The sequence below is a fragment of the Ramlibacter sp. 2FC genome (assembly GCF_005503345.1).
GTDB lineage: Bacteria > Pseudomonadota > Gammaproteobacteria > Burkholderiales > Burkholderiaceae_C > SCMQ01.
This window is the reverse complement of the sequence record NZ_SCMM01000005.1, coordinates 18,054-44,664: the sequence shown is the minus strand read 5'-3', so window position 1 is coordinate 44,664 and position 26,611 is coordinate 18,054. Positions and strand designations below refer to the sequence as shown.

Sequence of the window (26,611 nt, the reverse complement as noted above, 5' to 3'; positions counted from 1 at the left end):
CTGCTGCTTCCGAACCCCGGCTCAAGCCACTTCCTGGAACAGCCGGCCCCAGCCCTTGAGCTCGCGCGGGTCCACGCCCACGGTCTTGAGCGCGCGCCAGACCACGGTGGCCACCGAGTCGTAGATCGGGATGCCGAGCTCGCGCTCCATCTCGTCGACCAGCTGCGCGCCGCGCAGGTTGGTGCACATGATGGTCATGGCCTCGGGCCGCGCCTGGGCCGCTTCGCGCAGCATGCGGCGCAGGGTCTCGGGCTCGACCTCGCCGAAGTCGTAGTTGACCGTGATGCTCAGGTGCTGCTCGGACACGCAGGGCACGCCTATGCCCGCGTAGTTGGCCATGATCAGGCGCTGCACCTCCTCGACATAGGGCGAGACCAGGCCCAGGCTGCGCGCGCCCTGCGCGGCCAGGATCTCGTTGAGCGCCAGCACCGAGGTGGTGGCCGGTATGCCGGTGGCCTCGGTGATGCGCGCGCACAGCTGGCGGTCGCGCTCGAAGCCCAGCCAGCTGGCCGAGGTGCCGCTCCAGCAGATCACGTCGACCCGGGCGTCGGCCAGCAGGCGCGCCGCCTCGAGGATCTTGCTGTCGTCGAACTGGTTCAGCGACTGGTCGCGCATCGAGATCTCGGTCACGGTGAAGCGCGAGAAATGCGCCGAGACACCCGGCAGGCTGCCGACCATGGCGCTGGTCAGCGGCTCCAGCGCGGTGTTGGAGGACGGCGTCAGCACGCCGATGAGTTTGCGTTGGCTCATGGTGGGTCTTTCTTGGGTTCAGGCGGCCTTGCGCGCCTTGGGGTGCTTGGGCACGAACCAGAGGATCAGCAGCACGGCCAGCAGCTCGACCGCGGCGATCACGAACAGGCCCGGGCTCAGGCCGCCGGTGGCGGCCTTGACCTCGGCCAGCATGAAGGGCGAGCCGAAGCCGGCGAGGTTGGCGATCGAGTTGATCAGCGCAACGCCCACGGCCGCGGCGGCGCCGCTGAGCAGGCGGTTGGGCATCTGCCAGAACACCGGGAAGGCGCTGCTGGTGCCGATGACGGCGATCACCAGGCCGGTCAGCACCAGGGCCGGGCTGCGGCCCAGCGAGATGGCCACGATCAGCATGCCGATCACGCCCAGCAGGGCCGCGCCGGCGCAATGCCAGCGCACCTCCTGCTGGCGGTCCGAATGCGAGCCGTTGGCGATCTGCGCCACCGCGCCGAGCAGGAAGGCGCCCGACATGATCCAACCTATGGTGGCGGGGTTGGTGTAGCCCAGCTCCTTGACGATGCTGGGGCCGTAGAAGTTCAGCGTGGCGTTGGCGGCGACGATGCTGAAATAGATCAGCACGAACAGCCACAGGCGCGCATCCTTGAGCGCGGCGAACACGCTGTGCTCGCGGTGGCCCAAGGCCTGGTGGTCACGCTCGAGCTCGGCGGCGACCAGTTGCTTCTCGCGTGCGCTCAGCCAATTGGCTTCCTGCGGGCGGTCGGTCAGGTAGAAGTAGGTGAAGACGCCGGCCAGCACGGTGGGCGTGCCCTCGATCAGGAACACCCATTGCCAGCTCGACAGGCCGCCCACGCCGCCCATCAGGTTCAGGATGTTGCCGGCCAGCGGGCCGCCGACCACGCTGGACAGCGCCGAGGCGGCGGTGATCAGGCTCAGCACCTTGGCCCGGCGTCCGCTCGGGAACCAGTAGGTCAGGTAGACGATCACGCCGGGCAGGAAGCCGGCCTCGAACGCGCCCATCAGGAAGCGCAGCGCGTAGAACACCTCGGGGGTCTTGGCGAACATCATCGCGATGCAGGTCGCGCCCCAGCCGATGGTGATGCGCATCAGGGTCTTCTTGGCGCCGATCTTCTGCAGCATCAGGTTGCTCGGGATCTCGAAGAAGAAGTAGCCGAGGAAGAAGATGCCGGCGCCCAGGCCGTAGACCGACTCGCTCCACTTGAGCTCGTCGAGCATGGTCAGCTTGACGTAGCCGACGTTGACACGGTCGATCCAGGCCAGCAGCCAGAGGAAGGCCAGGAAGGGGATCAGCCGCCAGGTGATCTTGCGGTAGGTGGTGTCGATCTCGCTCTGGGAGTGCGGTGCCGCCCCGGCGTGAACGGTGGTTGAGAGGCTCATGGTCGATGTCTCGCGATGTGGATGTGGCGCGCCGGTTCGCCTGGGATGCCCCGCCGTTCCGGCCCATTGTGCAGCCGTGGAGCGGCAGGCGTGCGCGCAACGCCCCGGATCCTCGACAACATGAGGGCAGTATAGAAATACTCAGACAACTATGTCAACAACGTTGTTGACAATTAATTTCAGGGCTTTCCCTGGGTCGAGTCATGTGGCAAAAAATAGTTTTCATCAATTGATTAGCAATCATCAATTGGCAAATTTAATTGAAATTTTCTACCATTTCCCCTGCCGCGATTGAAGACATCAATCGATTTACCCACCGCCCCACGACTGGAGTTCCCATGAGCAAGCCGCAACGCCCCGAGATCAAGACCTTGGCCAACCTCGAGGCTGCCTTCGCCGGCGAGTCCATGGCCCACATCAAGTACCGCTATTTCGCCAAGCCAGGGCCTGTTCACGCTGTTTTTGCCAGTGCGAAAACAGCGCGAGCTAGGCCCTAGCGCGCGAGATGGGCGACGAGGACACGGCGCGCGCCTTCGAGGCCACCGCCGACCAGGAGGTCATGCACGCCTTCGGCCACCTGGACCTGCTCTACCCCCGGGCCACCATGACGCCGGCCAAGGCGCTGCAGATCGCGATAGACGGCGAGACCTACGAATACAGCGAGATGTACCCGGGCTTTCGCGCCACCGCCGAAGCCGAGGGCCATTGGGCCGCCGTGGCCGAGATGGACGAGCAGATCGCCGAGTCCCGCGAGCATGCCGCGCAGTTCCGCGCCACGCTGGAGAAAGCCCGCAAGCGCTTCGCCGCGCTGGCCAAGGTCGAGGAGCGCCACGCCCGCCACTACCAGGACCAGCTGGCCCAGGTCGCGGCCTGAGGCCGGTCCAGGCGTCCGGGCGACACCCTCTTCATCGAACCCTTCATCTGCAAAGGAAGACCCATGAAAACCTACATCTGCATCGTGTGCGGCTTTGTCTACGACGAGGCCGCCGGCCGCCCCGAGGACGGCATCGCGCCCGGCACGGCCTGGGCCCAAGTTCCCGAGGGCTGGGCCTGCCCGGATTGCGGTGTGGCCAAGGCGGACTTCGAAGTCGTCGAGATCTGAGCCCGCCCGGCCTCCATGCCGGTGGCCGTCAAGACCTCGGCGCCGCGCCCAGGGAAAACCCGGGAGCGATATATATTTGACATCTAAACTATTTATGTGTAATCTTTCCTCGTCCCACCGCCTCCAGCCGGGGCGGCTCAATGACCCTGTGATCGAGGAAAACGCATGAACATCGTCTGCATCGGCGGCGGCCCCGCCGGCCTCTACTTTGCCCTGCTGATGAAGCAGCAGGACCCGTCGCACGACATCACCGTGGTCGAGCGCAACAAGCCCTACGACACCTTCGGCTGGGGCGTGGTGTTCTCCGACCAGACCCTGGGCCACCTGCGCCAGGCCGACCCCAGGACGGCCACGCAGATCCTCGACGCCTTCAGCCACTGGGACGACATCGAGGTGAACATCCGCGGCCACAAGCTGCGCTCGGGCGGCCACGGCTTCTGCGGCATAGGCCGCAAGCGCCTGCTCAACATCCTGCAGGCGCGCTGCGAGGAGCTGGGCGTCAAGCTGGTGTTCGAGACCGACGTGCAGAGCGACGAGCAGTACCCCGACGCCGACCTCGTGATCGCCAGCGACGGCCTGAACAGCCGCATCCGCACGAAGTACGCGGCGACCTACCAGCCCGACATCGACACGCGGCGCTGCCGCTTCGTCTGGCTGGGCACGCGCAAGCTGTTCGACGCCTTCACCTTCGCCTTCGAGCAGACCGAGCACGGCTGGTTCCAGGCCCATGCCTACCGCTTCGACGATCAGACCTCCACCTTCATCGTCGAGGCGCCCGAGGAGGTCTGGCTCAAGGCCGGCCTGGACAAGATGGAGAAGGAGGAGGCGATCGCCTTCTGCGAGCAGCTGTTCGCCAAGCACCTGGACGGCCATGCGCTGATGTCCAACGCCTCGCACCTGCGCGGCTCGGCGCAGTGGATCAAGTTCCCGCGCGTGGTCTGCAGGACCTGGGTGCACCACAACGGGCGGGCGCCGGTGGTGCTGATGGGCGACGCGGCCCACACCGCGCATTTCTCTATCGGCTCGGGCACCAAGCTGGCGCTCGAAGACGCGATCGAACTGGCGCGCTGCATCGCCCGGCACCCGGGCGAGCTGGCCGCGGCGCTCGCGGACTACGAGGCGGTGCGCAGCGTCGAGGTGCTGCGCATCCAGAACGCGGCGCGCAACTCGACCGAGTGGTTCGAGAACGTGACGCGCTACGCCGGCCTGCCGCCCGAGCAGTTCGCCTACTCGCTGCTCACGCGCAGCCAGCGCATCAGCCACGAGAACCTGCGCCTGCGCGACAAGGACTACGTGGAACGCTACGAGGACTGGATCGCCGAGCGCGCCGGCGCGCAGCGCGCGCCCAGCGCCGCGGCCATCCCGCCCATGTTCACGCCCTTCACGGTGCGCGGCCTCACGCTCAAGAACCGCGTCATGGTCTCGCCGATGGCGCAGTACTCCTGCGTCGACGGCCTGGCGGCCGACTACCACCTGGTGCACCTGGGCGCGCGCGCCATGGGCGGCGCGGGCCTGGTGATGGCCGAGATGACCTGCGTCTCGCCCGATGCGCGCATCACGCCCGGCTGCCCCGGCCTGTGGCACACCGGGCAGCGCGACGGCTGGAAGCGCATCGTCGACTTCGTGCATGCCAACAGCGATGCCAAGATCGCGCTGCAGCTCGGCCATGCCGGCGCCAAGGGCGCGACCCGCCCGGCCTGGGAGGGCATAGACCAGCCGCTGGACGAGGGCGCCTGGCCACTGCTCTCGGCCTCGCCGCAGCAATACCTGGATGGCGTGAGCCAGTGGTCGCACGCCATGACGCGCGCCGACATGGAGCGCGTGCAGGCCGACTTCGTGCACAGCGCGCGCTGGGCCGACGAGGCCGGCTTCGACTGGCTGGAACTGCACTGCGCCCACGGCTACCTGCTGTCCAGCTTCATCTCGCCGCTGACCAACCAGCGCACCGACGACTACGGCGGCCCGCTGGAAAACCGGCTGCGCTATCCGCTCGAGGTGTTCCACGCCGTGCGCGAGGTCTGGCCGCAGCACAAGCCGATGTCGGTGCGTATCTCGGCGCACGACTGGGTCGAGGGCGGCATCACGCCCGACGACGCGGTGCAGATCGCCAAGGCCTTCAAGGCCGCGGGCGCCGACCTGATCGACTGCTCGTCGGGCCAGGTCAGCAAGAAGGAGCAGCCGGTCTACGGACGCATGTTCCAGACCCCGTTCGCCGACCGCGTGCGCAACGAGGCCGGCATCGCCACCATCGCCGTGGGCGCGATCTCCGAGGCGGACCATGTGAACAGCATCATCGCCGCCGGCCGCGCCGACCTCTGCGCCGTGGCGCGCCCGCACCTGGCGAACCCGGCCTGGACGCTGATGGAGGCGGCCAAGATCGGCTACCTCGACCTGGCCTGGCCTCGCCAGTACCGCGCCGCCAAGCAGCAGCTCGAGCGCAACCTCGAGCGCGAGCGCGCGATGGCGGCCCAGGCCGTGGGCCTGTCGCCGCTGGAGCAGGCCAACCGCGCGCAGGGGGTCTGATGGCGAATCCCATGCCCCTGAGCGGCCGCCACGCCCTGGTCACCGGCGCGGCGCGCGGCATAGGCGCCGCGATCGCGCGCGCCCTGGCCGAACAAGGCGCGCGCCTGACCCTGGTCGGGCGCAGGCTGGAGGGCCTGCAGGCCCTGGCCGCCGAGCTGCCCGGCGAGGTCCAGGCGCTGGCGGCGGACGTGGCCGACCCGGCCGCGGTGCAGGCCGCCTTCGCCCAGGCGCGCGAGCGCTTCGGGCCCGTCACCGTGCTGGTGAACAACGCCGGCCAGGCCGAGAGCGCGCCCTTCGCCGGCACCTCGCTCGAGCTCTGGCAGCGCATGCTGGCCGTCAACCTGACGGGCAGCTTCCTGTGCGCCCAGGCCGCCCTGCCGCAGATGCTGGAGGCCGGCTGGGGCCGCATCGTCAACGTCGCGAGCACGGCGGGCCTCAAGGGCTATGCCTATGTGTCGGCCTACTGCGCGGCCAAGCACGGTGTGATCGGCCTCACGCGATCGCTGGCGCTGGAGCTGGCGAAAAAGGGCATCACCGTCAACGCGGTCTGCCCCGGCTACACCGACACCGACATCCTGACCGAGAGCATCGCCAAGGTGGTGGCCAAGACCGGGCGCAGCGCCGAGGCCGCGCGCGCCCAGTTCACGGCCGGCAATCCGCAGGGCCGCCTGGTGCAGCCGGACGAGGTGGCCGACGCCGTGGCCTGGCTGTGCGGCGATGGCGCGGGCGCCGTCACCGGCCAGGCCATCGCGGTCTGCGGCGGCGAGCTCATGTGAGCACGGACAGCCTGCCCCAGCCCGCGGACCGCGCGGTGTTCCGGCGCGCGCACCGCATCCGCTTCTCCGAATGCGATCCGGCCGGCATCGTGTTCTACCCGCAGTACTTCGTGCTGCTCAACGACCTGCTCGAGGCCTGGGTCGACGAGGCCCTGGGCCTGGGCTTCGCACGCCTGATCGGCGAGCGCCGCATCGGCCTGCCGACGGTGCGGCTGGAGGCCGACTTCCGCGCCGTCAGCCGCATGGGCGACGCGGTGGCGCTGTCGCTGGCCGTGGAACGCCTGGGCCAGCGCTCCCTGGTGCTGGCGCTGCGCTGCGAGAGCGCCGAAGGCGAGTTGCGCATGGCAGTGCGCCAGACCCTGGTCACCACCTCGCTGGACAGCCATGGCGCCATCCCGATTCCGGCCGACCTGCGCGAGGCCATCGCGCGCCGCCACGGCCTGCCGGCCTGAAGCCGCGCCGCGGCAACCCTGATGTCTGCCGGGTTTCTGGAAAAGCGGCGGAACTGCGTCTAAATTGAAAATGGACCCGGTGTCAAGGACGCCGTGGTGGTAGGGCCCATGGGTTTCGGCTCATGGATTTTCAACAGGAGGCTGTCATGTCAGTTTCCAGATATCTTTCCAGCTACCTCGACGAACGCGGCGCACGCTACGAGGTCTGTACACATGCGTACAGCCGCAGCAGCGCGGAGACCGCGCGAACAGCCAACGTGATGCCCAGCCTGCTGGCCAAGTCGGTGATCCTCGAAGACGAGAGCGGTTGTGTGATGGCCGTGATCCCCGCCGATAGAAGCGTGATGGTGGGTGAGCTTGCGCGCCTGCTGGGACGCAAGGAGCTGAGGTTGGCCGACGAAGAACGGATCGTGGCACTGTTCGGTGACTGCGATCGCGGTGCCGTGCCCTCGGTCGGAATGGCCTGGGGCATCGAGACCGTCGTCGACGATGAACTTGAGGAGAACGACGTTGTCTACGTGGAAGCCGGCGACCATGAACGGCTGCTGCGCTTGTCCCACGACGACTTCCATGCGTTGATGGATGGACAACGGCACGCTCGCATCTCCAGAGTCCCGATGCATTGATTCGGGCGTCATAGGTGGACAGCAAGCCGCCCCCGGCCGCAAGGTCGGGGGCGGCTTCTTCGTTCGGCCCTATTCGAGGGTGAAGCCGACCTTGATCGTCACCTGCCAGTGCGCGACCTTGCCGTCGACCACGTGGCCGCGCGTCTCGGTGACGGCAAACCACTGGATGTTGCGCAGCGACTCGTGCGCCTTGGCAATCGCGTGGCTGACCGCGTCCTCTATGCCGACGCTGGACGAGCCGGTCAGTTCGATCTGCTTGTAGACATGGTTGCTCATGAAGCTCTCCTCTTGTTGACTTACAGAAAATCGCCCTGCTCCATGAACAGGGTCGCCGGACATTCGAGGTGGCCGCGCAGGGCCTGCACGAACTCGGCCGCGTGCAGGCCGTCGATCACGCGGTGATCGAAGGAGCAGGACAGGTTCATCAGCAGGCGCGGCACCCAGACACCGGCGCGCAGCACGGGCCGCTCGACCATGCGGTTGACGCCCACGATGGCCACCTCGGGGTGGTTGATCACCGGCGTGGCGACCAGGCCGCCCAGGGCGCCGAGGCTGGTCAGCGTGATGGTCGAGCCCGAGAGCTCGGCCCGCACCACCTTGCCGCTGCGCGCGGCCTCGGCCAGGCGCGCGACCTCGGCCGCGCTGGCCCACAGGTCCAGCGCCTCGGCATGGCGCAGCACGGGCACCAGCAGGCCGGCCTCGGTCTGGGTCGCGATGCCGATGTGCACCGCGCGGTGCCGCGTGAGCACGCCGGCCTCGTCGTCGAAGCGTGCGTTGAAGTCGGGAAAGCGCTCGACCGCGAGCACCATGGCGCGCATCAGAAAGGGCAGCAGGGTCAGGTGCGGGCGCCGGGCGCCCGAGCGGCCGTTCAGGCGCGCGCGCAGCGCCTCCAGCTCGGTCACGTCCACCTCCTCGACATAGGTGAAATGCGGAATGCGGCGCTTGGCCTCCTGCATCTTCTGCGCGATCTTGCGCCGCAGGCCGATCACGCGCACCGCCTCTTCGCCCTCGCGCGGCTGCAGCCGCGCGCCGGCCGCGCCCCCCGCCGACAGCCGCGGTGCCCCGCTGGCCACATGGGCGTCGAGGTCGGCCTGCACGATGCGCCCCGCCGTGCCGGTGGCGCGCACCTGGGCCAGGTCGATGCCGAGCTCCCAGGCGCGGCGGCGCACGGCCGGCGAGGCGATGGGCCGCTCGTTGCCGGGCGGCGGTACGGCAGCGGCTGGCGGCTCTGGCCTGGACTGGGCGGCGGCCTGCGGGGCCGGCGCCGCGGGCCAGGCCGGTGAAGGGGGTGGTGGGGGCGGAGGCGCCACGGCCACCGCCGCGGCCGGCGGCGGCGCGGCGAGGTTGCCCGCGCCCTCGACCTCGATGCGTATCAGCTCGGCCCCCACGGCCAGGACCTGCCCGACCTCGCCGCCCAGGGCCAGCACCCGGCCCGCCACCGGCGAAGGAATCTCCACCGTGGCCTTGTCGGTCATGACGTCGGCCAGCACCTGGTCCTCGGCCACCACGGCGCCGGGCCGCACATGCCAGGCCACCAGCTCCACCTCGGCAATGCCCTCGCCTATGTCCGGCATCTTGATGACATGCACACCCATCATGCCTCCATGACGCGGCGCATGGCCCGCGCGACGCGGTCCGGGCCCGGGAAGTAAGCCCATTCCTGGGCATGCGGGTAGGGCGTGTCCCAGCCGGCCACGCGCTCGATCGGCGCCTCCAGGTGGTAGAAGCAATGCTCCTGCACCAGCGCGGCCAGCTCGGCGCCAAAGCCGCTGGTGCGCGTGGCCTCGTGCACCACGACGCAGCGGCCGGTCTTCTTCACCGAGTCGACCAGGGTGGGCAGGTCCAGCGGCCACAGGCTGCGCAGGTCGATGATCTCGGCGTCTATGCCGCTCTCCCGGGCGGCGCACTCGGACACCCAGACCATGGTGCCGTAGGTCAGCACCGTGAGGTCCCGGCCGGCACGGAACACGGCGGCCGACTCCAGCGGCACGGTGTAGTGCCCCTCCGGCACCTCGCTCGTGGGGTGGCTGGACCAGGGCACCACGGGCTTCTCGTGGTGGCCGTCGAAGGGCCCGTTGTACAGGCGCTTGGGCTCGAGGAAGATCACCGGGTCGTCGTTCTCTATGCAGGCGATCAGCAGGCCCTTGGCGTCGTAGGGGTTGCTGGGCATCACGGTGCGTATGCCGCAGACATGGGTGAACAGGGCCTCGGGGCTCTGGCTGTGCGTCTGCCCGCCGTAGATGCCGCCGCCGCAGGGCATGCGTATGGTGATGGGGGCGCTGAAGTCGCCCGCCGAGCGGTAGCGCAGGCGCGCCGCCTCGGACACGATCTGGTCGTAGGCCGGGTAGAAGTAGTCGGCGAACTGCACCTCGACCACGGGCCTGAGGCCGTAGGCGCCCATGCCTATGGCCGAGCCGACGATGCCGCCCTCGGAGATAGGCGCGTCGAACACGCGCGAGGAGCCGTACTTGGCCTGCAGGCCCTCGGTGCAGCGGAACACGCCGCCGAAGTAGCCCACGTCCTGGCCGTAGACGATGACGTTGTCGTCGCGCGCCAGCATCACGTCCATGGCCGAACGCAGGGCCTGGATCATGGTCATCGCGGCCACGATCAGGCTCCGAGAAGTTCCTGGCGCTGCCGGCGCAGATGCTCGGGCAGCTCCTTGTAGACGTCCTCGAACATCGAGGCCGCGCTGGGGATATGGCCGTCGGTCAGCATGCCGTAGCGCTCGGCCTCCTTCTGCGCGGCGGCGAGCTGGGCCTCCAGCTCCTTTTGCGTGGCCTCGTGCTCGGCCTCGGTCCAGGCGCCCAGGGCTATCAGGTGCGCCTTCAGGCGCGCGATCGGGTCGCCGAGCGGGAAATGCGCCCAGTCGTCGGCCGGGCGGTAGCGCGAGGGGTCGTCCGAGGTCGAGTGCGCGCCGGCGCGGTAGCTGACCCATTCGATCAGCGTCGGCCCCAGGTTGCTGCGCGCGCGTTCGGCCGCCCAGCAAGAGGCCGCGTAGACGGCGAGGAAGTCGTTGCCGTCCACGCGCAGCGAGGCGATGCCGCAACCCACGCCGCGCGCGGCAAAGGTCGTGGCCTCGCCGCCGGCGATGGCCTGGAAGCTCGAGATCGCCCACTGGTTGTTGACCACGTTGAGGATCACCGGCGCGCGGTAGACATGGGCGAAGGTCAGCGCGGTGTGGAAGTCGGACTCGGCCGTGGAGCCGTCGCCTATCCAGGCCGAGGCGATTTTCGTGTCGCCCTTGATCGCCGAGGCCATGGCCCAGCCCACGGCCTGTATGAACTGCGTGGCCAAGTTGCCCGAGATCGTGAAGAAGCCCGCGCGCTTGTACGAGTAGAGCACCGGCAGCTGCCGGCCCTTGATCGGGTCGCGCTCGTTGGACATCAACTGGCAGATCATTTCGACCAGGTCGATGTCGTCGCGCACCAGCAGCAGGCCCTGCTGGCGGTAGGTGGGAAAGCACATGTCGCCGGGCTGCAAGGCCAGCGCATGCGCGGTGGCGATGGCCTCCTCGCCCAGGCATTGCATGTAGAACGAGATCTTCTTCTGGCGCTGGGCGATCAGCATGCGCGCGTCGTAGACGCGCGTCTTCATCATGGCGCGCAGGCCGCGGCGCAGCAAGGCCAGGTCGACCTGCGGCGCCCAGGGGCCGACCGCGCGGCCCTGGTCGTCGAGCACGCGCACCAGGGCGTAGGCCAGGTCGCTGGTGTCGGCCGGCGCCACGTCCACCGGCGGGCGGCGCGCCTGGCCGGCGGGCGAGAGGTGCAGATAGGAAAAATCGGTGGCGTGGCCGGGGCGCCCGGTCGGCTCGGGCACATGAAGACGTAGCGGCTGATGCTGGCTCATACGCGTCCTTCCTCGCTCGATCTCGTCTCGCGCCGGGTCGCTGCGTGCAGCGCGGGCGGTGGCGCTGCAGGCCACCCCTTGCAGACCATGCTAGCGGATTTCGCGGGCGCTGTGCAGGCCATCGAGCACCCCTTGATCTTGCGCCAGCTTGGGCGCAGGATGCGCGGTGGGCGCCACCGGCTGCCCTGCAGGAGGTCCCCTCATGGAACGACGCACCGCCCTGGCCCTGAGTCTATCGCTGCTGCTGCCGGCCTGCGCGATCGGCCGCTCGCCCCAGGAGCAGCGCGCCGCCGTGCTGGCCATGCGCGACGAGGTGCTGGCCGAGCTCTACCGCATCCACCCGCCGGCCAAGGCCGAGATCGAGGCAGCGCCCGGCTATGCCGTGTTCAGCAACGCCAACGTCAACGTGGTCCTGGCCAGCTTCAGCGGCGGCCGCGGCGTGGTCCAGGACAACCAGAGCGGCCGCCAGACCTACATGAAGATGGCCGAGGCCGGCATAGGCCTGGGACTGGGCCTCAAGGACTTCCGCGCCGTGTTCGTGTTCCGCGACCGCGCGACCATGGAGCGTTTCGTCAGCCGCGGCTGGGAGTTCGGCGGCCACGCCGACGCCGCGGCCAAGGCGGCCGGCCAGGGCGCGGCCGTGGGCGGCGAGCTGCTGGTCGACGGCATACGCGTCTACCAGATCACCCGCACCGGCCTGGCGCTGCAGGCCACGGTCAAGGGCTCCAAGTACTGGAAGGACGAGGCGCTGAACTGAAAGGGCTTGCGAGGCGGCGGACCGTCGCTGCCGGCCCCTCGCGCTTTTCACACCGGCCCCGGGGACCGGCGCACTTTTACCCAGAAGTCAAAACCGAACCACCCGACTACGCAGAATTGCGAACTACGGAGGATGGAGCGCGAGGTCTACAATCCGATTCCCTTACAAGAGCTGACACGGCCGGCCCCCGGCCAGCCGCCGTCCCTGCAGGAGATCCTGAATGTCCACCGCCAAGGTGAATCCCGAAGACAAGCGCGCCGATCTGCGCGATGCCGCGCTCAAATACCACGAGTTTCCCACCCCCGGCAAGATCGCGATCGCCGCGACCAAGCAGCTGATGAACCAGCGCGACCTGGCGCTGGCCTATTCACCCGGCGTGGCGGCGCCCTGCGAGGAGATCGTCAAGGACCCGAACACGGCCTTCAAGTACACCAGCCGCGGCAACCTGGTCGGCGTGGTGACCAACGGCACGGCCGTGCTGGGCCTGGGCGACATCGGCCCCCTGGCCGGCAAGCCGGTCATGGAAGGCAAGGGCGTGCTGTTCAAGAAGTTCTCGGGCATCGACGTGTTCGACATCGAGATCAACGAGAAGGACCCGGACAAGCTGGTCGAGATCATCGCCTCGCTCGAGCCCACCTTCGGCGGCATCAACCTCGAGGACATCAAGGCGCCGGACTGCTTCTACATCGAGCGCAAGCTGCGCGAGCGCATGAAGATCCCGGTCTTCCACGACGACCAGCACGGCACGGCCATCGTGGTCGGCGCGGCCATACTCAACGGCCTCAAGGTGGTGGGCAAGGACCCGTCCAAGATCAAGCTCGTGACCTCGGGCGCGGGCGCGGCGGCGCTGGCCTGCCTGGGCCTGCTGGTCAAGCTGGGCATCCCGCGCGAGAACATCTGGGTCACCGACCTGGCGGGCGTGGTCTACGAGGGCCGCACCGAGCTGATGGACGAGGACAAGGTCCAGTTCGCGCAGAAGACCTCGGCGCGCAGCCTGTCCGAGGTCATCGAGGGCGCCGACGTGTTCCTCGGCCTGTCGGCCGGCGGCGTGCTCAAGCCCCAGATGGTCAAGAAGATGGCGGCCCGCCCGCTGATCCTGGCGCTGGCCAACCCGAATCCGGAAATCATGCCGGAGGACGTCAAGGCGGTGCGCGACGACGCGGTCATGGCCACCGGGCGCACCGACTACCCGAACCAGGTCAACAACGTCCTGTGCTTCCCCTACATCTTCCGCGGCGCGCTCGACTCGGGCGCGACCACGATCACGGTGGAGATGGAGATCGCGGCCGTGCACGCCATCGCCGAGCTGGCCCAGGCCGAGCAGAGCGAGGTGGTGGCGGCGGCCTACGCCGGCGAGCAGCTGGCCTTCGGTCCCGAGTACCTGATCCCCAAGCCCTTCGACCCGCGCCTGATGATGAAGATCGCGCCGGCCGTGGCCCGTGCGGCGGCCGAGAGCGGCGTGGCGCTGCGCCCGATCGCGGACCTGGACGCCTATTGCGAGAAGCTGCAGACCTTCGTCTACGCCTCGGGCACGGCGATGAAGCCGATCTTTCAGGCCGCCAAGCGGGCCCTGCGCAACCGCGTGGCCTACTCGGAGGGCGAGGAGGAGCGCGTGCTGCGCGCCGCCCAGATCGTGGTCGACGAGGGCATCGCGCGTCCCACGCTGATCGGCCGCCCCGCCATCATCGCCCAGCGCATCGAGAAGTTCGGCCTGCGCCTGAAGGAGGGCAGCGACTACGACGTGGTCAACGTCGAGCACGACGAGCGCTACCGCGATTTCTGGCAGACCTACCACCGCATGACCGAGCGCAAGGGCATCACCATGCCGCTCGCCAAGATCGAGATGCGCCGCCGCCTGTCGCTGATCGGCGCCATGCTGCTGCACAAGGGCGACGTGGACGGCCTGATCTGCGGCACCTGGGGCACCAACCCCATGCACCTGAACTACATCGACCAGGTGATAGGCAAGCGCGCGGGCGTCAACACCTACGCCTGCATGAACGCGCTGATGCTGCCGGGCCGCCAGGTGTTCCTGGTCGACACCCATGTCAACTACGATCCCACGGCCGAGCAGCTGGCCGAGATCACGGTGATGGCGGCCGAGGAGATGATGCGTTTCGGCATCAAGCCCAAGTGCGCCCTGCTCAGCCATTCCAACTTCGGCTCGTCCAGCCAGCCCAGCGCGCTCAAGATGCGCCGGGTGCTGGAGCTGCTCCAGGCCCAGGCGCCCTGGCTGGAAGTCGACGGCGAGATGCACGGCGACGTGGCCCTGGACGGGGCGGCGCGCCGCGCCATGATGCCCAGCAGCACGCTGAACGGCGACGCCAACCTGCTGGTGCTGCCCAACATCGACGCAGCCAACATCTCCTACAACCTGCTCAAGACCGCCGCCGGCGGCAACATCGCCATCGGCCCGGTGCTGCTGGGCGCGGCCAAACCGGTCCATATCCTGACGGCCAGCGCCACCGTGCGCCGTATCGTCAACATGACCGCGCTGACCGTGGCGGACGCCAACGCGGCGAGGTAAGCCAAAAAGCGCAGCGAGCACACACTCACTTTCGTTGCCGGGACGCTGAACCCGGCCCCTGGCGGCTGCCCGTGAATCGGGCGGCCGCTTGCTTTTTGCAGCCAGTTCGGTCACACTAGCGCCTTGAAATTTCGGGTTTACCCGGGGTTTTTTGAAGGTGTGTTTATGTTGCGAGCCGCAACAAGTCTAAAAAGTAAGTCCTTGCTCGCAAGTGTGCTGCTGCTGGCCAGCCTGACAGGCTCCTTTGGAGTTCAGGCCCGCCAGCCTCTGACAGCGGCCGATTCGGCCACCGTGGTGGTGGCCGCGCTGCCGCCCCAGGGACGTGAGACTTACCGGCTGATCCATGCGGGCGGGCCTTTCCCGTACAGCAAGGACGGCACCGTGTTCGGCAACCGGGAGCGCCTGCTGCCCTCCAGGCAGCGCGGCTATTACCGCGAATACACCGTGAAAACACCCGGCTCCCGCGACCGCGGGGCCCGCCGCATCGTGTGTGGCGGTCCGGCGCGCACGCCGGACGCCTGTTATTACACGAGCGACCATTACGCCAGTTTCAGCCGCATCGTCGAGTGACGATGCGGCGAGAGTTTTTTGACCTACGAGAAAGAGCCACGGAGATGGATACGCCACTTCGTAAAGACACCGACACCCCGTTGAAAGGGGTGCGAACCAACATCGTGCAGTCGATCCGCGCCTTCCGCGTGAGTGACCTGCATGAAGCCGCTCAGGGGCTGGGCCACCATTTCCTGTACGCCAACCTGGCCAACGCCCAGAGCAAGCAGGACGTGCTGGACATGATCGCCCAGCAGTTCACCTTCCCGTCGCACTTCGGCAAGAACTTCGACGCGCTGTACGACTGCATGACCGACCCGCTGCACAAGTCGGGCCCGCAGCCCGGCTTCATCGTCGTGCTCGAGCAGATCCCGGCCAACGCCAAATTCGACAAGGAAGCGCGCGAGCAGCTGCTCGACATCTTCCGCGACGCGGCCGATTACTGGGGAGACCGGAAGATACCCTTCCGATGCTTCTATTCTTTTCTGTAGCCCGTTCTGCACAAACCAGCCAAGCAGAACGGGCGAACGAGGCTAACAGCGATGCCGTCAGCGGCATCGAGCTGACCACCGAAAATGGCGAGAAGATGCCGACCGACAAACTGGTCGACGTGTCGCCGCTGGCGCTGCGCATGAGCAGCCCCTTCAACGCCGGATACTGGCTGGCCGCCGCCTGAGCGCAGGCCGCCCCAGACCCCGGGCCCGTCCTTGCGACGGGCCTTTTTCTTTGTCAGGCCGGCAAGGCCTGGACCAAGGCCAGGTACTCCGCCACCGGCACCTCTTCAGCGCGCCGCTGCAGGTCGAAGTCGCCGGCGAAGCCCTGGGTCTGCAGCCAGGGGCCCAGGGTGTGGCGCAGCAGCTTGCGCCGCTGGCTGAAAGCGACCTGGACCAGGACTTCCAGCCGCGCCTGGTCGACCGGCGCCGGATCGGCCAGCGGCAGCATGCGCACCACGGCGCTGTCCACGCGCGGCGGCGGGTCGAAGCTCCCGGGCGGCACGAACAGCACGTTTTCCATCGCGTAGCGCCACTGCAGCATCACCGACAGGCGGCCATAGTCGGCCGTCGCGGGCGCGGCCACCATGCGGTCTATCACTTCCTTCTGCAGCATGAAATGCTGGTCCTCGACCACCGCCACATGCTCGAGCAGGTGGAACAGGATGGGCGTCGAGATGTTGTAGGGCAGGTTGCCGACAATTCTGACTTTGGGAGCGCCAGCCTCGCGCGCCAGCGCCGTGAAGTCGACCTTGAGCACGTCCGACTCGACCACCGTGAGCTGCGGGTGGGCGCGCAGGCGCGCGGCCAGGTCGCGGTCGAGCTCGACCACGGTGAGATGCCCCAGGCGCTCGACCAGGGGCTGGGTCAGCGCCGCCAGGCCCGGGCCGATCTCGACCATGGCCTGTCCGGGACGCGGCGCGATCTCGCGCACGATGGCGTCGATGATGCTCAGGTCGGCCAGGAAATGCTGGCCGAAACGCTTGCGGGGGATGTGTTTCACAAACTCTCGGTCAGGGCGCCGGCTGCTCGCGGAACTCGACGTAGGCGCGGGCGCGCAGCTCCTGCACCCAGTTGACGTAGGCCTCGTCCAGCTTCTTCTCGCGCAGCATGCGGCGCGCCAGCTCGCGCTGCTCACGCGGGCCCAGGCTGGACTGGCGGCGCTCCAGCACCTGGATCAGGTGCACGCCGAAGCGCGACACCAGCGGCTCGCTGATCTGGCCGGGCGCGAGCTTGTCCATCGCCTCCTCGAACTCGGGCACGAACTGGCCCGGGCTGGCCCAGCCGAGCTCGCCGCCCTCGCGCGCGCTGCCGTCCTGCGAATGCTCGCGCGCGAGCGCGGCGAAGTCGGCCTGGCGCGCCTCGATGCGGCGCTTGTAGTCGGCCAGGCGCGCGCGCGCGGCCGACTCGCCGAGCGAGGCGCTGGGGCGCAGCAGGATGTGGCGGGCACGGGTCTGGGCCACCGTCATCGAGGGCTGGCTGGCCTGGCGCTTCTCGATCAGCTTGAGCACGTGAAAGCCCGCGCCCGAGCGCACCGGCCCGGCGATCTCGCCGGGACGCAGCGCCTGGGTCGCCTCGACGAACAGCGTGGGATAGCGGTCGACGCTGCGCAGGCCCATCTGGCCGCCCTCGGGCGCGCGGTCCTTGGCGTCCGAGAACTCGCGCACCAGGGCGCCGAAATCCGCGCCGGCACGCGCGCGATCGGCCAGGCCCTGGGCGCGCTGGCGCAAGGCCTCGACCTGGGCCGGCGTGCCGTTCTCGGGCACGGCCACCAGCAGCATGGCCAGGTTGAGCTCCACCGCGGCGGCCGGGGCGTCGCTGGCCTGGCTGCGGATGAACTGGTCCAGCTCGGGCTCGCCTATGCGCACGCGCGCGTCGACCTCGCGCTCGCGCAGCCGCGCCAGCAGCAGCTGGTTGCGCAGTTCCTCGCGGAACTGGGCCAGTGGCACGCCGTCCTGCGCCAGGCGCCTGCGCAACTCGGCGCGATCGATCTGGTTCTGCACCGCCACGCTCTGCTCGGCCTCGTCCAGCGCCGCGTCGTCCACGCGCAGGCCGGTTTCGCGCGCCAGCTGCAGCTGGGCCTTCTCGACGATCAGCTGCTCGAGCACCTGGCGCGCCAGCGCCTCGCGCCCCGGCTGCGTGCCGCCCTGCTGGGCCAGCTGGCGCTGCACGCGCGCCACACGGGCGCGCAGCTCCTGGTTGGTGATGGGCTCGGTGTTGACCACGGCCACGATGTAATCGGCCTGGCTCTGCGCCGTCGTTGCCGCCGGGGCCGCCGGCAGGGCCAGGCCGCCCGCGCGGCCGGGCGCGCGCAAGGCCTGGGCCTGGGCGCCCGGCCCGGCGAGCAGGGCGAGCACGGCCAGCAGACCCAGGAGGGGGCGCGGCGCGAGGAGGGAACGTGAATTCATATCAGTCATAGTTGCTGAAGCGGCTGGGCGCGGTGCTCTGCGAGCGCAGTTCCTGGTAGCCCCGGATGTTGTCGCGCAGGGTCTTCAGCGGGCTGGAGCCGATGCGCGAGAAGCCGACGAACTCGAGCTGGAACAGGATGCGCGTGTTCGCCGTGGTGGTGGTGCTCTGCAGGCGCTCGAGCACCACGCGGCCTATCCAGCAGCAGGCGTCGTACTCGACGCCCAGGATGGCGTCGACCAGCTTGCGGTCCTGCAGGCTGTAGTTGAGGCGCCCCACGCTGTACCAGCGGCCGCCCGAGCGCTTCTCGCCGCTGTCGCCGCCCAGGCTGGAAAGACTGGACAGGGGCCACTGCCAGCCGAAGTCGATCTGCTCGCTGGTGCCGCGCTGCAGCCGGTAGGCCAGGTTGAGCACGCGGTAGGGCCCGGGCAGGTAGCGCGCGCCCAGCGTGGTGCGGATGGAGCGGTGCGTCTTGGGGTTGTATTGCACGGTGCCGTCGAAGCCCCAGCGCGGGTCCCAGTTGAGAGCCGCGCCCAGCAGCACGTCGCTCAGCCGCTCGCTGACCGGTGTGCCTCCGGGCAGGGTGACGTTCTGGTCCGAGAAGCGAAAGCGCTGGGCCAGGCCGAAGCGCGCGGCCTCGGCGCCGGTCTCGGGATCCAGCAGGCGCGTGGTCACGCCCATGGTCAGCAGGTTGTTGTCGGCGATGCGGTCGTGGCCGACAAAGGCGTTCTCGGTGTAGATGGTGGCGAAGTTGAAGTCGTTCGCGCCCGAGTCGTAGTTGGGCAGCAGGCTCTGGTCGCGGAACGGCGTGCGCACGTAGAAGGCGCGCGGCTCCAGCGTCTGTCTCAGGGCGCGGCCGAAGAAGCTGGCGTCGCGCTCGAACACCAGGCCGCTGTCCAGGCTGAAGGTCGGCAGCGTGCGGCTGGCCGTGGTCGCGCCGTTGGCCAGCGCCGCGTCGAACTGGTAGTTCCTGGCGTGCAGCTGCAGCTTGGGGGTCAGAAAGCCCCAGGAGCGCAGCCAGGGCCGGCTGAGCTGCGCCAGCAGGAAGCTGCGCTGGCCGTTGGGCTGCACGGGACGCAGGCTGGGCGCGAGACGCGAGAAATCGGCCTCGAAGCGCGTGGTGTCGGCGTCCACCGAATAGTCGAAGCCGCCGATGTTGAAGCGCGCGTAGCGCGCGGCCAGCTGGGGCATGCGGTCGTAGGGCGGCACGATGGGAGCCGTCACGTCCTGCAGGGTCTGCCACTTGAGCGCGCGCGCATTGAACGAGAAGTCGCCGCGCGCCCAGGCCAGGCTGCCGTCGCTGGGCAGCAGGCGCTGGGTCAGCGTCAGGCCGGCGCGCGGGAAATCGCGCCAGTAGTTGTCGTCGCTGACGCGGTTGAGGTTGAGGTTCAGCCCCAGCGCACCCACCCGCGACCAGCCGGTCTGCACGCTGCCCTGGTGCTGCAGCGAATAGCCCCAGCGGTCGCGATCGCGCAGCCGGTCGCTGGGCATCAGGTTCACGCGGGCCTGGCCCTTGTAGTCGTTCTCGAGGTAGCGGAACTCGCTGGCCAGGTCCACGCCGCGCTTGCTCATCAAGGTGGGCGTGAAGGTCGCGTCGCGGTTGGGCGCGATGTCCCAGTAATAGGGCAGGGACAGCTCCAGGCCGCTGACGCTGTCGATGCCGAAGGTGGGCGGCAGCACGCCGGACTTGCGCCGGTCGCTGAGCGGGAAGCTCATCGAGGGAATCGGCAGCAGGGGCAGGCCCTTGAAGCTCAGCAGCGCGCCCTCGGCCTGGCCCACCTCGGCCTCCTGGTCGAAAGTGATGCGGTCGGCGCGCAGGATCCAGTCGGGCATCCAGCTCGGCCCCGGCTCGCGCAGGCAGGTGGTGTAGCTCGCCTGGTGCACGATGGCCCGCTTCTCGCCCGCGAAGTCCACGCGCGAGGCCTCGCCATGCGCCTGGTTGCGCAGCAGCTGGTAGGTCGGCTGCAGGAAGAAGCCCTCGAAGGCATCGACGTAGAGCTCGAGCTCCGGCCCCTGGAACAGGTCGCCGGCGCGGTTGATGCGCACATGGCCACGCGCCTTGGCCAAGTCCTCGGGCTGGTGGTACTCGAGGCGGTCGGCGCGGATCACGGTGTCGGCTCTGCGCAGCTCGGCATCGCCCTCGACCACGGTGACCAGGTCCTGCTGGCCCGAGATGCGCTCGCCCGACACGAAGGTCGGCGTCTGCCGGCGCTGCGCCTCGCTGACCGGCTCTTCGAGCCGGGGACTGGTGCGCAGCGGCGCGGTGTCGGCCTGCGCCCAGGCCGCCCCCTGCAGCAGGGCCAGGGCGGCCCAGGCCACGGGCCTGAGCGCGAGGGGCATGCGCAAAGCCCCGCAACTCATGGGAGACGGCGACGCTGGCAAGGGTTGAGGGTGTGCATCCGGCGCATGGAAAAGACGGGACAGGCGGGCCCGGCCCGACGGGGCTGGGTTTTAGAATGGATTATCCATGAGCGCACCGACCTCCTCCCCATCACCGACCGCCCCCGGCCAGCCCGCCGCCATCGCCTGGAGCGATCCGGCGCGCGAGGCAGCGTTCCGCGGCTGGCTGGCGCGCATCGCCCCGGCCCAGGGACTGGCCGTCACCAGCCTGCGCCTGGCCTCGGCCGACGCGAGCTTCAGGCGCTATTTCCGCCTCGACACCGAGGACGGCCAGGACAGCCGCATCGTCATGGACGCCCCGCCCGCGCAGGAGAACAGCGCGCCCTTCGTGCAGGTGGCGGGCCTGATGGCCGAGGCCGGCCTGAACGTGCCCCGGGTACTGGACTGGGACGCCGCCCAGGGCTTCATGCTGCTGACCGACCTGGGCCAGCAGACCATGATGGAGGCCATAGACCGCGGGCGGCCGCAGGCCAACCAGGCCCTGTACCTGCAGGCGGTCGACGCCCTGGTGGCCTGGCAGCGCGCCTCCAGGCCCGGCGTGTTGCCGCCCTACGACGCGGCGCTGCTGCAGCGCGAGCTGGCCCTGTTTCCCGACTGGTACCTGGCCCGGCACCGCGGCGTGGCCGTGGAGGGCCGGCTGCGCGAGACCCTGGATGCCTGCTTCCAGCAGATCGTGGCGCGCAACCTGGCCGCGCCCAGCGTCTACGTGCACCGCGACTTCATGCCGCGCAACCTGATGATCCCGCGCCAGCCCCAGGCCGATCCCGTGCAGGCCCTGGGCGTGCTGGACTTCCAGGATGCGGTGTACGGCCCCGTCACCTACGACATCGCCAGCCTGATGCGCGACGCCTTCCTGAGCTGGGAGGAAGATTTTGTGCTCGACATTACCATCCGTTACTGGGAGAAGGCACGCCGCGCCGGCCTGCTCGACCACGAGGACTGGCACAGCGACTTCGGCGCCTTCTACCGCGCCGTCGAATGGATGGGCCTGCAGCGCCACCTCAAGGTGGCCGGCATCTTCGCGCGCCTGACGCTGCGCGACGGCAAGCCGCGCTACCTGGCCGATACGCCGCGCTTCATCGCCTACATCCGCACCACGGCCGCGCGCTACCGCGAGCTCGCGCCGCTGCTGCGCCTGGTCGACGAGATCGAGGGCAGCGAGGCCGTGAGCGGCTACGCCTTCGGGCGCATCTGAGCGCAAGTCGCCGGCCATGCCGCGCTTCTACTGTCCCCTGTCCCTGAGCGCCGGCGCGCGGCTGGATCTACCGGCCGGCGCCGCGCGCCATGTCCAGGTGCTGCGCCTGCAGCCCGGCGCATCCGTCACCCTGTTCAACGGCGAGGGCGGCGAGTGGGACGCCAGCGTGGTCCAGATGGGCCGCAGCTCGGTGACGGTGGAGCTCGTGGCTCACCACGCCATCGAGCGCGAGGCCGCGCGCGAGGTGCACCTGCTGGCCGCCAGCATCGCCAACGAGCGCATGGACTGGCTGGTGGAAAAGGCCACCGAGCTCGGCGCCGCCAGCTTCACGCCGCTGCTGGCCGAGCGCAGCGTGCTCAAGCTCAAGGGCGAGCGCGCCGACAAGAAGCTCGCGCACTGGCGCGGCGTCGCGGCCGCGGCCTGCGAGCAGTGCGGCCGCAACCGCCTGCCCAGCTTGCACGAGGCGACGGGCCTGGCGCCATGGCTGGCCGACCACCCGGCCTCGGGCCAGCGCCTGCTGCTCTCGCTGCACCCGGGCGCCCGGCCGCTGGTCCAGGCCGCGGCCGGCGACGGCCCGGTCACCCTGCTGTCCGGCCCCGAGGGCGGGCTGACCCCGGCCGAGGAGGCCGCCGCCCTGGCCGCCGGCTTTGCCCCGGTCACGCTGGGGCCGCGCGTGCTGCGCGCCGAGACCGCCCCGCTGGCGGTGCTGGCTGCGCTGCTGCTCTGACGCGCTTGCCCTGACCCTCAGGCCGCCAGCTCGGCCTCGACCCGCGCCAGCACCGCCTCGGCCTCGGCCGGGTCGAAGTCCGCATGGCTGCGCTTCTTCACGCCCCACAGGTGCAGCGCGTAGTAGCGCTGGGCTGCCAGTTGGTGGCGCGCCAGGCAGCTCCTGGCGCAGCCCAGCGGGCAGCCGTCGAGCACGACGATGGGCCGGCCCGAGTGGGCGATCTTGAGCAGGTGCGGCACGTCGCCGCCCACGCCCGCGATGCAGGACATCTCGGCCAGGCCGCGCCGGTCCAGCTGCAGCGCCACATGGTTGGCCAGCTGCGCGGCGCTGGAGCAGCCCGAGCAGGCGTAGACCAGGGGCAGTGGGGCAGCAGGCGGGTACATCGGCTTCTCCTGGGCAGGTGGCTGGGCATGGCGCCCAGCAGGCAAGTTAGCCCCAAGGCGGCGACAGGGTTTTGCGCCCCGTCAAGGGCACCGTCAAACTCGGGGGCGTCGGGCGGCCTACACTGCGCCTGGCGCGCGACCCCGCGCGCGCCCTTGCCGCCAACTTCCGCCCATGAACCCTTCCCTTGCCCTGCTCGCCCTGTGCCAGGGCCTGTTCCTGACCAACAACGTCACCTTCATCGCGATCAACGGCCTGGTCGGGCTGAGCCTGGCACCGCTGGGCTGGATGGCCACCCTGCCCGTCATGGGCTATGTGGTGGGCGGCGCACTGTCGACCGGGCTGGTGGCGCGCACGCAGTCGCGCTGGGGCCGGCGCGCCTCGTTCCAGAGCGGCCTGGCCGTGGCACTGCTGTCCTGCCTGCTGTGCGCTTATGCGGCCTGGAGCCGCAACTTCTGGCTGCTGGTCTCGGCCACCGTGGTCGCCGGCTATTACAGCGCCAATGGCCAGCTCTACCGCTTCGCCGCGGCCGAGCTCGCGGCGCCGGCCTTCCGCGAGAAGGCCGTGTCCCTGGTGCTGGCCGGCGGACTGCTGGGCGCGGTGCTGGGCCCCAACCTGGCGGCGCGCACGCGCGAGCTGACGGCCGCGCCCTTCGTCGGCGCCTACCTCGCGCTGGCCGCGGTGGCGCTGCTCGGCATGGCGCTGATGGCGGGGCTGCGCTTTCCGCCCAGCCCGCCGCGCAGCGAAGGCCAGGGCAGCGGGCGGCCGCTGTCCGAAATCATGCGCCAGCCGGTGTTCATCGTCGCCACCGCGACCGCGGCCCTGGGCTATGGCGTGATGAACCTGCTGATGGCGGCCACGCCGCTGGCCATGCAGGTCTGCGGCCTGCCTTTCGCCGACACCGCCCTGGTGCTGGAATGGCATGTGATCGGCATGTTCGCGCCGGGCTTCTTCACCGGCCACCTGATCCGCAAGTTCGGCGCCCTGCCGGTCATGGGCGTGGGCGTGCTGCTCAACGCGGCCTGCATCGCGGTGGCGCTTTCGGGCGTTCAGCTCCATCAATTCGTGGTCGCGCTGTTCCTGCTCGGCCTGGGCTGGAACTTCCTGTTCACCGGCAGCACCACGCTGTCGCTGCGCGCCTACCGGCCCGAGGAGAAGGACCGCGCCCAGGCGGCGATCAACTTCTTCGTGTTCCTGGTCATGGCGCTGAGCTCCTTCGCCTCGGGCGCCCTGGTCACCACCCAGGGCTGGGCCCTGCTCAACCTGGGCTCGCTGCTGCCGGTGGCGCTGACCGGCGCGGCGCTGGCCTGGCTGGCGCTGCGCCAGCGCGCCGAAGGCCGCGCGTAGCCGGCCTCAAGGCATGCGCGCGATCACCTCGGCCACGGCGGCCGTGAGCCGGCGCGCATAGGGCACATGCAGGAACTCGTTGGGCCCGTGGGCATTGCTCTGCGGCCCGAGCACGCCGCAGACCATCATCTGCGCCTGCGGGAAGCCCTGGCTCAGCAGGTTCATCAGCGGGATGGTGCCGCCCTGGCCTATGTAGCCGCAGGGCGCGCCGAAATAGGCCTGGCTGGCCGCGTCCAGCGCGGCGCCGAACCAGGGCGGCGCGCTGGGCGCGCTCCAGCCGCTGGCCGCGCCGTCGGGATGGAAAGTCACCTTGGCCTGGTAGGGCGCGTCGTCCTCCAGCAGCGCCTTCATCTGCTGCAGGGCCACGGCCGCGTCGACCAGCGGCGGCAGGCGCAGGCTGAGCTTGAAAGCCGTATAGGGCCGCAGCACGTTGCCCGCGTCCTTGAGCGCGGGCAGGCCCTCGGCGCCGGTCACGCTGAGCGTGGGCGCCCAGGTGCGGGCCAGCAGGCCGTCCAGCGGGTCGCGCGTGGTGGGCAGGGTGAAGACCGTGGAGCCGCCGCAGTCGTGGTGGGCCCAGGGAAAGCGCTTGTGCACCTCCTCGCCGAGGATGGCCGCCGTGGCGCGCGCTTGGGCCAGCCGGTCAGGCGGCACCTCGCAGTGGAAACTCGCCGGCAGCAGGCGGCCGGTGGTGCTGTCCTCCAGGCGGTCCAGCAGCTGGCGCATGATGCGAAAGCTCGAGGGCACCAGGCCCGAGGCGTCGCCCGAGTGCACGCCCTCGCTCAGCACCTCGACCTTGAGCGTGCCGCTGGCCATGCCGCGCAGGCTGGTGGTCAGCCAGAGCTGGTCGTAGTTGCCGGCGCCGCTGTCCAGGCAGATCACCAGGCCCACCTGGCCCAGGCGCGGGCGCAGGGCATGAACATAGGGCAGCAGGTCGTAGGAGCCCGACTCCTCGCAGGTCTCGATCAGGCCCACGATGCGCGGGTGGGGCAGCTGCTGGGCCTTCAGGGCCTGCACGGCCGCGATGCTGGCGTAGACCGCGTAGCCGTCGTCGGCGCCGCCGCGGCCATAGAGCCTGCCGTCCTGGTACTTGGGCGTCCAGGGGCCCAGGTCGCTGCGCCAGCCCGAGAACTCGGGCTGCTTGTCGAGGTGGCCGTACATCAAGACCGTTTCCCGCGCGTCGCTGCGCGTGGCGCCGATCTCGAAGAACAGCACCGGCGTGCGGCCTGGCAGGCGCACGACCTCGAGCTTCAGGCCCTCGACTTTCTGCGCCTCGACCCAGGCCGCGGCGTTGCGCACCACGGTCTCGATGTGGCCGTGCGCGGCCCAGTCGGCGTCGAAGGCCGGCGACTTGGCCGGAATGGCGATGTAGTCGGTCAGCTGGCGCAGGATGTCGCCGTCCCAGGCGCGCGTGACATGGTCCAGGGCGGCGGCGGCGTCGAGCGCGCCGGCGGGCAATTCGCGGTGCAGCGGGGCATTCATGGCGGTCTCCGGTGGGAGACGCTACTGTACCCCCGCGCCGGCCGCGCAGCTCAGCGGGCGCCGGCGCTCACCGGGCGCTGGGCGCGCCGGTCCAGCAGCCAGGCGCCGGCCAGCCAGGCCGTGGGCACGAGCACCAGGGCCAGCGAGATCGCCTGGGCGATCCAGCCCTCGGCCAGGTCTTCGGTGGCCAGGTGCCACCAGGCGTTGTCGACGACAGGCACCAGGTTGGCCTCGGTGAACTCGTGCAGGGCGTAGATGACCAGCTGCAGTGCGAACAAGGCCATGAACCAGGCCGTGACGCGGAAGAAGCGGCCCAGCTGCACCTGGTGGCCGAAGCGCACCCACAGCAGGGCGATGGCGGCGGCGATCAGCAGGCCCATGAAGCCGCCCACGGCCATGTGGCGCAGCTCGTGGTTGCCGGCCAGCGAGGCGATCATGGTCGCGGTCTCCACGCCCTCGCGCCCGACCATGAAGACCGTGAAGGCGAATACCGACCACCAGGCGGCGGCGCCGTTGCGTGCCGCGGCCTGCTCCAGCCGCAGGGCGATGTCCTGGACCATGCCCTTGCCGGCACGCCGCATGTGGACCACGCACCAGGCCACGGCGGCGGCGGCCAGCAGCGCCAGACTGCCCTCCCAGGCCGGCGACAGGGCGCCGATCTGCGACAGCAGCAGGCCCAGCAGGGCCGAACCGGTCACGGCCGCGACCACGCCCCAGCGCAGAGCGCCTAGCAGCGTGAACAACCCGAAACGGCGCAGGTACAGGGTGGCGATGGCCACCACCAGAAAGGCCTCGAGGCCTTCGCGAAATCCGATCAGCAACACCTGGAACATGCCTCAACCTCTCTTTTCAATATCGCTAATGATAACCACTCTCATTTCGATTTACAAGACAGCAGGGACTTGCGTGACCTCTTGAAAC

27 protein-coding genes are annotated in these 26,611 nt (G+C 69.6%); 15 read left to right on the top strand and 12 right to left on the bottom strand.

The genetic code is table 11. The features are described 5' to 3' along the window. Positions 1 to 21: 21 nt before the first annotated feature. Entirely contained in the window at positions 22 to 750 is a 729-nt protein-coding gene (locus tag FFS10_RS03850; protein ID WP_137891654.1) for a maleate cis-trans isomerase family protein, read from the bottom strand. 18 nt (positions 751 to 768) lie between these two features. Further along, entirely contained in the window at positions 769 to 2,103 is a 1,335-nt protein-coding gene (locus FFS10_RS03845) for an MFS transporter (RefSeq protein ID WP_137891652.1), read from the bottom strand. Positions 2,104 to 2,441: 338 nt separating this feature from the next. On the opposite strand from FFS10_RS03845, the gene FFS10_RS23360 reads away from it, so the two are divergent. The 7 genes from FFS10_RS23360 to FFS10_RS03815 all read left to right on the top strand — a co-directional run bounded on the left by FFS10_RS23360 (position 2,442) and on the right by FFS10_RS03815 (position 7,582). Next, positions 2,442 to 2,600: a hypothetical protein gene (locus FFS10_RS23360; protein ID WP_249931157.1), complete on the top strand. Its 159-nt coding sequence runs from the start codon at positions 2,442 to 2,444 to the stop codon at positions 2,598 to 2,600. Positions 2,601 to 2,608: 8 nt separating this feature from the next. Beyond that, positions 2,609 to 2,977 carry a ferritin family protein gene (locus FFS10_RS03840; protein ID WP_249931156.1) on the top strand — a complete coding sequence of 123 codons (369 nt, stop codon included), beginning with the start codon at positions 2,609 to 2,611 and terminating at the stop codon, positions 2,975 to 2,977. Positions 2,978 to 3,040: 63 nt separating this feature from the next. Then, positions 3,041 to 3,205 carry a rubredoxin gene (locus FFS10_RS03835; RefSeq protein WP_137891650.1) on the top strand — a complete coding sequence of 55 codons (165 nt, stop codon included), beginning with the start codon at positions 3,041 to 3,043 and terminating at the stop codon, positions 3,203 to 3,205. 165 nt (positions 3,206 to 3,370) lie between these two features. Further along, a complete protein-coding gene (locus tag FFS10_RS03830; RefSeq protein ID WP_137891648.1) occupies positions 3,371 to 5,728 on the top strand; it encodes a bifunctional salicylyl-CoA 5-hydroxylase/oxidoreductase in 2,358 nt (785 codons plus the stop codon). Further along, positions 5,728 to 6,504: an SDR family NAD(P)-dependent oxidoreductase gene (locus tag FFS10_RS03825; RefSeq protein WP_137891645.1), complete on the top strand. Its 777-nt coding sequence runs from the start codon at positions 5,728 to 5,730 to the stop codon at positions 6,502 to 6,504. Before FFS10_RS03830 ends, FFS10_RS03825 begins: the two co-directional genes overlap by 1 nt. Next, complete coding sequence (locus tag FFS10_RS03820) at positions 6,501 to 6,956, top strand: acyl-CoA thioesterase (protein WP_249931155.1); 456 nt, start codon at positions 6,501 to 6,503, stop codon at positions 6,954 to 6,956. Before FFS10_RS03825 ends, FFS10_RS03820 begins: the two co-directional genes overlap by 4 nt. 146 nt (positions 6,957 to 7,102) lie before the next feature. Continuing rightward, complete coding sequence (locus FFS10_RS03815; RefSeq protein ID WP_137891643.1) at positions 7,103 to 7,582, top strand: aminoacyl-tRNA deacylase; 480 nt, start codon at positions 7,103 to 7,105, stop codon at positions 7,580 to 7,582. Positions 7,583 to 7,651: 69 nt separating this feature from the next. Here FFS10_RS03815 and FFS10_RS03810 read toward each other — a convergent pair whose 3' ends face one another. The 4 genes from FFS10_RS03810 to FFS10_RS03795 are packed head-to-tail and all read right to left on the bottom strand — an operon-like array spanning position 7,652 to position 11,431. Further along, positions 7,652 to 7,858 carry a dodecin gene (locus tag FFS10_RS03810; protein ID WP_137891640.1) on the bottom strand — a complete coding sequence of 69 codons (207 nt, stop codon included), beginning with the start codon at positions 7,856 to 7,858 and terminating at the stop codon, positions 7,652 to 7,654. A 20-nt stretch (positions 7,859 to 7,878) separates the two neighbouring features. Continuing rightward, positions 7,879 to 9,177 carry a dihydrolipoamide acetyltransferase family protein gene (locus FFS10_RS03805; protein WP_137891779.1) on the bottom strand — a complete coding sequence of 433 codons (1,299 nt, stop codon included), beginning with the start codon at positions 9,175 to 9,177 and terminating at the stop codon, positions 7,879 to 7,881. Beyond that, positions 9,177 to 10,181: an alpha-ketoacid dehydrogenase subunit beta gene (locus tag FFS10_RS03800; protein ID WP_137891776.1), complete on the bottom strand. Its 1,005-nt coding sequence runs from the start codon at positions 10,179 to 10,181 to the stop codon at positions 9,177 to 9,179. The genes FFS10_RS03805 and FFS10_RS03800 overlap by 1 nt, the downstream gene beginning before the upstream one ends. Before the next feature lie 11 nt (positions 10,182 to 10,192). Continuing rightward, the gene (locus tag FFS10_RS03795; RefSeq protein WP_137891637.1) at positions 10,193 to 11,431 is read right to left on the bottom strand and encodes a 3-methyl-2-oxobutanoate dehydrogenase (2-methylpropanoyl-transferring) subunit alpha; all 1,239 of its coding nucleotides are present in this window, start codon (positions 11,429 to 11,431) and stop codon (positions 10,193 to 10,195) included. A gap of 202 nt (positions 11,432 to 11,633) precedes the next feature. Here FFS10_RS03795 and FFS10_RS03790 point away from each other — a divergent pair, with 202 nt between their 5' ends. The 5 genes from FFS10_RS03790 (at position 11,634) to FFS10_RS03770 (ending at position 15,940) form a co-directional block, all read left to right on the top strand. Next, positions 11,634 to 12,188, top strand: coding sequence for a lipid-binding SYLF domain-containing protein (locus FFS10_RS03790; RefSeq protein ID WP_137891635.1), 555 nt, complete (start codon positions 11,634 to 11,636; stop codon positions 12,186 to 12,188). A gap of 220 nt (positions 12,189 to 12,408) precedes the next feature. Next, positions 12,409 to 14,715: an NADP-dependent malic enzyme gene (locus FFS10_RS03785; RefSeq protein ID WP_137891633.1), complete on the top strand. Its 2,307-nt coding sequence runs from the start codon at positions 12,409 to 12,411 to the stop codon at positions 14,713 to 14,715. 165 nt (positions 14,716 to 14,880) lie between these two features. Further along, positions 14,881 to 15,285, top strand: coding sequence for a guanyl-specific ribonuclease (locus FFS10_RS03780; RefSeq protein WP_137891774.1), 405 nt, complete (start codon positions 14,881 to 14,883; stop codon positions 15,283 to 15,285). A gap of 44 nt (positions 15,286 to 15,329) precedes the next feature. Further along, a complete protein-coding gene (locus FFS10_RS03775; protein WP_137891630.1) occupies positions 15,330 to 15,755 on the top strand; it encodes a barstar family protein in 426 nt (141 codons plus the stop codon). Further along, positions 15,734 to 15,940, top strand: a complete 207-nt coding sequence (locus tag FFS10_RS03770) for a hypothetical protein (RefSeq protein ID WP_137891629.1) — start codon at positions 15,734 to 15,736, stop codon at positions 15,938 to 15,940. The genes FFS10_RS03775 and FFS10_RS03770 overlap by 22 nt, the downstream gene beginning before the upstream one ends. A gap of 53 nt (positions 15,941 to 15,993) precedes the next feature. Here FFS10_RS03770 and rsmA read toward each other — a convergent pair whose 3' ends face one another. From rsmA to FFS10_RS03755, 3 genes are read right to left on the bottom strand one after another with little or no spacing between them, the layout of a single operon-like run. Further along, entirely contained in the window at positions 15,994 to 16,758 is a 765-nt protein-coding gene (gene rsmA, locus FFS10_RS03765; protein WP_137891627.1) for a 16S rRNA (adenine(1518)-N(6)/adenine(1519)-N(6))-dimethyltransferase RsmA, read from the bottom strand. Positions 16,759 to 16,768: 10 nt separating this feature from the next. Beyond that, positions 16,769 to 18,163, bottom strand: coding sequence for a peptidylprolyl isomerase (locus FFS10_RS03760; protein ID WP_137891625.1), 1,395 nt, complete (start codon positions 18,161 to 18,163; stop codon positions 16,769 to 16,771). A gap of 1 nt (position 18,164) precedes the next feature. After that, on the bottom strand, positions 18,165 to 20,501 hold the full coding sequence (locus FFS10_RS03755; RefSeq protein ID WP_249931154.1) for an LPS-assembly protein LptD: 2,337 nt from the start codon (positions 20,499 to 20,501) through the stop codon (positions 18,165 to 18,167). A 127-nt stretch (positions 20,502 to 20,628) separates the two neighbouring features. Here FFS10_RS03755 and FFS10_RS03750 point away from each other — a divergent pair, with 127 nt between their 5' ends. After that, the gene (locus FFS10_RS03750) at positions 20,629 to 21,756 is read left to right on the top strand and encodes an aminoglycoside phosphotransferase family protein (RefSeq protein WP_137891621.1); all 1,128 of its coding nucleotides are present in this window, start codon (positions 20,629 to 20,631) and stop codon (positions 21,754 to 21,756) included. A 16-nt stretch (positions 21,757 to 21,772) separates the two neighbouring features. Beyond that, positions 21,773 to 22,483: a 16S rRNA (uracil(1498)-N(3))-methyltransferase gene (locus FFS10_RS03745; RefSeq protein ID WP_137891619.1), complete on the top strand. Its 711-nt coding sequence runs from the start codon at positions 21,773 to 21,775 to the stop codon at positions 22,481 to 22,483. 17 nt (positions 22,484 to 22,500) lie between these two features. Here the strand turns inward: FFS10_RS03745 and FFS10_RS03740 are convergent, their stop codons facing one another. After that, positions 22,501 to 22,866, bottom strand: coding sequence for a putative zinc-binding protein (locus FFS10_RS03740; protein WP_137891617.1), 366 nt, complete (start codon positions 22,864 to 22,866; stop codon positions 22,501 to 22,503). A gap of 172 nt (positions 22,867 to 23,038) precedes the next feature. On the opposite strand from FFS10_RS03740, the gene FFS10_RS03735 reads away from it, so the two are divergent. Then, the gene (locus FFS10_RS03735; RefSeq protein ID WP_137891615.1) at positions 23,039 to 24,211 is read left to right on the top strand and encodes an MFS transporter; all 1,173 of its coding nucleotides are present in this window, start codon (positions 23,039 to 23,041) and stop codon (positions 24,209 to 24,211) included. A gap of 6 nt (positions 24,212 to 24,217) precedes the next feature. On the opposite strand, the gene FFS10_RS03730 is transcribed toward FFS10_RS03735, so the two are convergent. Continuing rightward, positions 24,218 to 25,690, bottom strand: coding sequence for a M20 family metallopeptidase (locus tag FFS10_RS03730; protein WP_137891613.1), 1,473 nt, complete (start codon positions 25,688 to 25,690; stop codon positions 24,218 to 24,220). Positions 25,691 to 25,740: 50 nt separating this feature from the next. After that, positions 25,741 to 26,523 carry an FTR1 family protein gene (locus FFS10_RS03725; RefSeq protein ID WP_137891611.1) on the bottom strand — a complete coding sequence of 261 codons (783 nt, stop codon included), beginning with the start codon at positions 26,521 to 26,523 and terminating at the stop codon, positions 25,741 to 25,743. Positions 26,524 to 26,611 lie beyond the last annotated feature (88 nt).